This window comes from Acinetobacter sp. ABJ_C1_1 (assembly GCF_044684115.1).
In the GTDB taxonomy this organism is placed as follows: domain Bacteria; phylum Pseudomonadota; class Gammaproteobacteria; order Pseudomonadales; family Moraxellaceae; genus Acinetobacter; species Acinetobacter nosocomialis_A.
This window is the reverse complement of record NZ_JBITPU010000010.1, coordinates 130,684-138,187: the sequence shown is the minus strand read 5'-3', so window position 1 is coordinate 138,187 and position 7,504 is coordinate 130,684. Positions and strand designations below refer to the sequence as shown.

The following is a 7,504-nucleotide window of genomic DNA, read 5'->3' as shown; positions in this document are numbered from 1 at the left end:
TTATATATCAATAAATATATTGTATTTAAATATAATAAATTACGCAATTAATTTAATTCTTTCAAACATCAGAATTTTTTATTTTTATAAATTTAATCTAGATCAAAAATTTTGGATTTATATAATAAAAAAAATAGGCATAAATTTAGATATTTCAAAAAGTACAAATTCATATTTTAGTATTATTAACATATTATTTAATCATCATAAAAAAGGAACTCATTTGAGTTCCTTTTTTCCTTTATAAACCTAGCGTTTTTTCAATATATTCTAGGTTCGGTATATGGTAGCATCGATCTTGCATTCGCACATATTTAAATACTGTTGGGTGCTGTTCAGCTTCCTGATGCTCATCTATTTCATCGACAATTTCAGAAATACGTAAACGAACCGAGATCGGCATTGTTTTACACATTAATGCAAAACGTTGGCTGATATCTTCCCCTTCAATTACCAGTGCTACAGCATATTGATCAGTTTCGTTATGGACTGAGTAGATAGGTAGCTTTACATCATGCCACTCTATATATTTTACGCCATTTCTTACGTCCATGGCTGATAACACAATATTTTGGGGCAATAGCATAGGTACCTGATCATTACATTCAATGATATAGGCATCAATAAAACCAGTTGAAACCGTAATAAGATGCTGTAGCTCTTGTTGGTCCATATTACCGATCAAAGATGTATTTACACTACCTTTCATGATTTGACCTCGCTTTCAAAAGCTACAAGTAAAGCATCGATATTCTCTAGTAACTCTTCCTCTTGGAAAGGTTTACCCATATATTGACTTACACCTAACGAGAATGCTCGTTCACGATGTTTTTCACCTGTTCTGGATGTAATCATAATAATTGGCATGTATTGATGCATATCATGATGTCGTACAAGATTAAGTACTTCAAAACCATCCATACGTGGCATTTCAATATCAAGTAGCATTAGATCTGGCTTAATATTTTCTAGCTGCTCTATGGCATCAACACCATCTTTAGCTGTAACAACATCGTAGCCTTGGCGTTCAAGTAGTCGAGACGTTACTTTACGTACAGTTACCGAGTCATCGACAATCATAACGAGACGGCGCTCGTCTGATTCACGTTGTCTATATACTGCTTCATTAAGCTGCTTATGACGCGGCGTAGACTGAATTTGTCGCGCAATATTTTGTCCGTCTAAAATTAAGCACACCTGTCCATCACCTAAAATCGTGGCACCTGCAATTGCCCCAATGCTAGCGAACTGTTGACCAATTGGTTTCACTACAATTTGTGCTCGAGAACCAATTAACTGGTCAACAAGCAAAGCCACAGTTTGGCCATTGTTGGCTTTAATCATTAAGACAGGTAATGAATACATCATGCCATTTAGTCGTGGCATTGGTTGATTACCAACAAATTCTGAAAGATAACGTAATGGATAACGTTTATTTTCATACTCGAATAGTTCTTTAGGACTTTCAAAATACTGCTCTAAAGAAGCTGGCGAAACTCGAACAATTCGATCGATTTGAGCAAGTGGAATCGCAAATTGCTGATCTGCTACTTTCACCATTAAGGCATCACTTACAGCTACAGTGGTCGGTACACGAATAGTAAATGTTGTTCCCTTACCGTAAACAGAGTCAACGCTAACATGTCCACCTAAAGCCTTAATATCGCTCTGTACGACATCGAGTCCAACACCACGTCCAGAAATCTGAGTAATCTGTTCTGCAGTACTTAAACCTGGATGGAAGATCAGCTGTAGAATGTCTTGCTGTTCCAAGACTTGTTCGGGCTTGATCAGACCTGCGAGTAGTGCTTTCTGGCGCACTTTTTCAACATCAATACCTTGTCCATCATCACTAAAGACAACGACAACATCTGTACCTTGACGTTGAATATTGAGTTCAATACGCCCTGCTTCAGGTTTATTTGCTTGTTGACGCTGTGCTCGATCTTCTAAACCATGGTCAATTGCGTTTCTGAGCATATGCTCAAGCGGTGTTACTAAACGCTCTAAAATGTTACGGTCTAACTCACCTTCTGTATTATTTACAAAAAGCTCAGCAGGTCTGTTCAATGCGGTAGATGTCTGACGCACAATTCGCTGCAAACGCGGTAACAAACGCGAAAATGGAACCAGTCGTGTTCGCATCAAGCCTTCTTGAATTTCTGCCTGAATACGTGACTGTTGTAAAAGCAGACTTTCTGTATCTCTGATCTTGTGAGATAACGTATTTTTAAAGTCGACTAAGTCCGATGCAGATTCAGCAAGAGATTTCGACAACTGATTTAAAGATGAATATTGGTCCATCTCTAAAGGGTCAAAGTCGGTATAACGAGAATGCTCAATACCATGTTTGGCAATAATCTGTGTTTCTAACTCTCCTTCCATTCGACGTAACTGATCGGCAAGTCGTTGAATAGCCAATTCCATTTCAACCAAGGTATGACCAAACTGGCTCAAATCCATTTCAATTCGTGAACGGTTAATCGAGTTCTCACCAGACAAATCAATCATCTTCTCGATCAAGTCTGCTGAAACGCGGATCATTTCATTGTTCTGATCCAGACGTTCTGTTTGCTCCCATACGCCCATCATTGGCGGTGGTTCTGTACCATCACCTTGTATAAAGGTCATCACAGGTTCTGAGCTAAACAAATCAGTTTTCGTTAACTTAGCCGGAATTTGGATATTCGTTTCAAAGAATTGAATATTTTCTAAACTTTGCTGTAATCCATCGAAATGCTGATAGTTGTGCTTGAAAATAGCATCTTTTAGCCATGCAACTGCACTTTCGAGCAAATGGTCATAAATATTCGAGTTGAAGTGATGCAGTGCAAATTGTTCAAATGTATTTTCGAGTTGATAGGCAATGGCATAGACGGCTTCTAAACCGACCATTCGTGCACCACCCTTCAAACTATGCACAGCTCTTTGTAATTGAAGCAAGATACTACGGTTTGTACGCTGCTCAAACCATTGTTTCAATAGCACATCAGCCATTTCTAACAATTCAGCAGCTTCTTCTAGGAATGTCTGCTCAACAACAGCAGTAATATCCTGTTCTTCAACTACAGCTTCATTTTCTTGCAATGATGTAACGGATGTTATTACTTCAACTGGCGTAGCTAACTCAGCAACAACAGTATCAAATACCTGGTCATGATGAGCTTCTAATTCTGCAAGAACAGGCTCAATTTCTGCTGGCACCTCATCTATTAATACTTCAGATATCACCTCCTGTTCAGAGAATATCTCACTTTCAGTATCAAGTACTTCAACCACTGGTACAGGTTGGAAGTTAGAGTTTTGACCTGCTCTTTTTAACGCGTTAATAGTGTAAGGTGCTGCATAATCTAGTTGTTGTTCACGCATGATTTGTAGACGGTCAGCTAAGTCATCTTGGACCAAACGAATAAAATCAATTAAAGGTGAGGTTGCAACTAACTGCTTTTGAATTAAACGCTCATATATACTTTCTAATTCATGGGTAATCGAACCAAGATAAGTCGCCTGAACCATATTTGCTCCACCTTTCAAGGTATGCAAATAGCGCATTAGATTATTCAGGGCTGCAAAGTTTTCTTGCTCACCGACCCAAATATTGAGATCGGTATCAATTCCCTCAAGTAGCTCATCAGCTTCTTCAAGAAAGATATCTAAAAGGTCAGCATCAAAGTTTCGATTTACCTGTGTAGAGGAAATATACTGGCGATCTTGCTGTACACTCTGGCTTAATACAGTCCAGTCAGCAGAGTCTGATAGACTCTCTACCGTAACAACAGCTTCTAGCTCTGGTTCAATATTGAATAATGGCTCAACAGAAATCGAGTCTTGCTGAGACAGATCATTTTGAATGCTCGGAGTATGTAGCGTATAAAGTTTTAATTCTTCTAGAATACTTTGATGTTGCTTAACAATACCAACTCGCTGACCAGCAGCCAAGGCATCGAACAATTGAATAAGCTGTTGATGCGCTTTTTGATAAATCTCAAAAATATAGTCTGATTGCAATAACAAAGGTTTATCAAGCAATACATCATAGCTTTCTTTCAGTTGGCTGGTATATTCATGTAAACCAAGCATTGCTTGAGAATGTGTATGTTGTAACAACAGGTCAGCCTGTTCACTTAGACGTTCAAGATAGCTTGGAAATTCATTACGAATTCCTTTCTCAAAATCTAATTCTGCATCTAGTAGCTCAGAAACATCTAACAGCAATAATTGTGATACCAAACCATGAGAAGGCGTTAATGGATCTGTACGATCACCATGTTGCTCAACGTAAGCATCCCATGATTGATTAAACTGCTGTAATCTCGCTTCAAGCTGTTCACTTGAACTACGGTTAGATAGCAGTTCTAAGCTATCCCTAATAAACTCACGATATTGTTGTAATAATAAAATCTCATCTGAGTTAGAAGAAAGCTCTTCTTGCAATAGTATTTTAAATAAGTGCTCAACTTTGGTACTGGCGTCAAAAATTGTTTCGACCTGCGCCATTGCAGAACTACCACGTAAAGTATGCAGCGCACGTATTAGAGCATTATAGCTCTCATACTGGTGTAGCTCTTGATCTAAGAACTGGTGAATTGTAGCTAAATGCTCCTCCGCCTCCTCCATAAACAAGGTCAAAGTTTCATCTAGATTTATTTCAATTCCAGTATGCGCATCTTGAGTGATTGACTCAACTAATGAATCTTGCTCGATATAATCTAGCTCAAGTCCAGTTACTGTTTCAGCAGTAAGCGTATTTGAAAGTTGTAAAAGCTCTTCTAAAGCAGGTTCTAAACTTTGCTGTTGTTGTAGTTGTTGGCCTAATAAAATAAGCGGTCTAAAATCTACTGCATGTGCTCTTTTTTGCTTAAAGTTATCTACTAATTTAAGGAAATAGAACTTAAACACTAACTGAACATAGCTCTGGATAGCTGGAGTCAACTTAAGGCTTTGATTGATTACTCGATTGAGCGTATCTTCAACTGTCCAAGCAAGCTCAGCTGAAGATTTAGCACCAATCATTCTTCCAGAACCTTTTAAGGTATGAAAATGGCGGCGAATTTCAGTGAGCGTAGCAGTATTCTCAGACTGCATCCATTCATTTAGCAATGGTTGCAAATCAACAAAAATTTCTTCAATTTCTTCGACGAAAATGTCAAGAAACTCAGCATCTTGTTCAGAATAGCTATCTTCAGGTAGCGTCATTGCTTCAGTTAAAGTTTTTAATATTTCTTTCATAGCAAAGGCTTCTTTTGCTTACCCCCTGAGTGGGGAAAACTACAGAGTCAACACCAGAAAAATAGCTATTTCCCCAATATTTGTCTGGCGCTGCTCATACTTTTAAAAGAATAGCTATTATGAGAATAGCTATTCTCATCCCCCAATTTAGTCAGGTAATTTAAAGTCTGTTACTGACTCACGTAATGACTCCGACATGTTCGCCAATTCAGATACAGAACGAGCAGTATCGAAGGTTGCCGTTGTTGTTTGTGAAGTAATTTCTTGTACAACTGTCATGGTTGCAGCAATATGACTCGCAGAAGCTGATTGAAGTTTTGCTGCATCAGAAATGCTCGCAATTAAGTTTGCCAAGTCACCCGATACTTTTTGAATTTCGTCGAGTGCAATACCCGCATCTTTCGCCAAGTTAGCACCACGTACAACTTCCGTTGTCGTTTGTTCCATTGAAATAACGGCTTCGTTAGTATCCGTTTGAATCGTTTTAACGAGCGTTTCAATCTGTTTAGTTGCTGAAGCAGAACGTTCCGCAAGACGCTGAACTTCGTCGGCAACCACGGCGAAACCACGACCCGCTTCACCGGCCATAGATGCTTGAATTGCTGCATTTAATGCAAGGATGTTTGTTTGGTCTGCAATATCGTTAATGAGCGATACGATGTTACCAATTTCTTGTGAAGACTCACCCAAACGTTTAATACGTTTTGAGGTTTCCTGAATCTGTTCACGAATGGTATCCATACCCTCAATAGAACGGTTTACGACTTGTGCACCATTAGATGCAATAGATACCGAACGTTGTGCTACGTGAGCAGACTCAGAAGCGTTCGCAGATACTTGGTCAATAGACAATGCCATTTCGTTCATTGCCGTTGATGCACCTGCAATTTCTTGTGCTTGGTGCTCAGATGCCTCTGCTAACTGGTTGGTAATATTTTGAGTATCTTGCGTATAGCGAGCAACTTCTTGTGATGTTTCATGAATTCGAGAAACCAAGTCTCGCAATTGGTCAATCGCAAAGTTAATCGAGTCGGCAATCGCACCAGTAAAGTCTTCCGATACTGTTGCATATGAGCGTAAGTCACCATCTGCAAGATCGGCAATTTCGTCAAGTAAACGTAAAATCGCATTCTGGTTACGATCATATTCTTCTTGTAATGTCGCTACACGTTGTTTATCTGCTTTACTACGAAGAGATAAAAGTTTTAAGACAGAACCAATTAAGCCAAGAAGCGATAATGTAAGCAACGCAACTAATGCAAAAGCCTGCCAACCGTACTGTGTTTGCTCTGAAAGATCACCTAATGCAGTTAACATTGCATCAGATTGAGAGAAGATCTCACTAGATGATTGACGTACGTTTACGATCTGGTTCGTATTTTTGAGAACAGATGTCGCGGCAGATTTTAAAACTTTATCATACTCAGTTTTAATACCTTCCAAAGATTCACGCACTTCTGGGGATTCAACTTTAGCTACGCCTAATTCAGCATTTCCGTTTAGCTGTGCATCTAAGTACACACCAAAAGTCTCAATATCGACACTAAAGTCATGCGCTGAGTTTTCAGAGTTCTCTGTACCAACGAAAACGGAGTTAATAGAACGCAAAATACGTTCCGCAATAAATACCTGGTTTTTAGCAATCACGACCTGACTACTTGGTACTTTTTCACGGACCATCTTATCAACCATCAAGTTATATTCAGCTTGAATCTCAGGAATAGAATCACTAATCGAGATATTCATATTATATAACTGGTTAATTACGTTCTGTTGTGATGAAATCAAGTCAACGTCATAAGACAAAGATTTCCACAGAGTCGCTACTTTCTTATACTCTTTTGAAGATGTGCCATAAATATTTTCGACATTTTTGATATTTTTGGCGAAAACTTGACGCGATTCAATTAAGTCTTTCATCGCTTGAGGCGAACCAGAAGCTGTTGCTTCCGTAGCCTGTCTAGAAATCGTTTGTGATAATAAACGTAACTCACCCATACTACGAGTTAATTCGTTATGTCGAGGTACACTATAAAATAAATAAGCGAGCGAAGTTGAAGCTAATACTAAACATGCAGACGCTACATAAAGGATAGGCTTGGACTTTTTACTTTCCCCAAATAAACTGGCATATTGGTCAATTTGTGACTGGATTTTCGCAACAAAGTTGACATTCGATTTTTCGTTTACACCACGATTGCCACTTTTCTTTTTAAGTTTAAAGCCCATACAGCTTCTCCCCGGAAAAATACGCTGTTTATTAACAGCATAAAAA

3 protein-coding genes are annotated in these 7,504 nt (G+C 38.7%); all 3 read right to left on the bottom strand.

What is annotated here, in order from left to right; all coding sequences use genetic code 11:
* Nucleotides 1-241: 241 nt before the first annotated feature.
* Nucleotides 242-709, bottom strand: a complete 468-nt coding sequence (locus tag ACG59Z_RS12785; RefSeq protein WP_400199727.1) for a hypothetical protein — start codon at nt 707-709, stop codon at nt 242-244.
* Entirely contained in the window at nt 706-5,229 is a 4,524-nt protein-coding gene (locus tag ACG59Z_RS12780) for an Hpt domain-containing protein (RefSeq protein WP_400199726.1), read from the bottom strand. Before ACG59Z_RS12780 ends, ACG59Z_RS12785 begins: the two co-directional genes overlap by 4 nt.
* 147 nt (nt 5,230-5,376) lie before the next feature.
* A complete protein-coding gene (locus ACG59Z_RS12775) occupies nt 5,377-7,458 on the bottom strand; it encodes a methyl-accepting chemotaxis protein (RefSeq protein WP_263614515.1) in 2,082 nt (693 codons plus the stop codon).
* Nucleotides 7,459-7,504 lie beyond the last annotated feature (46 nt).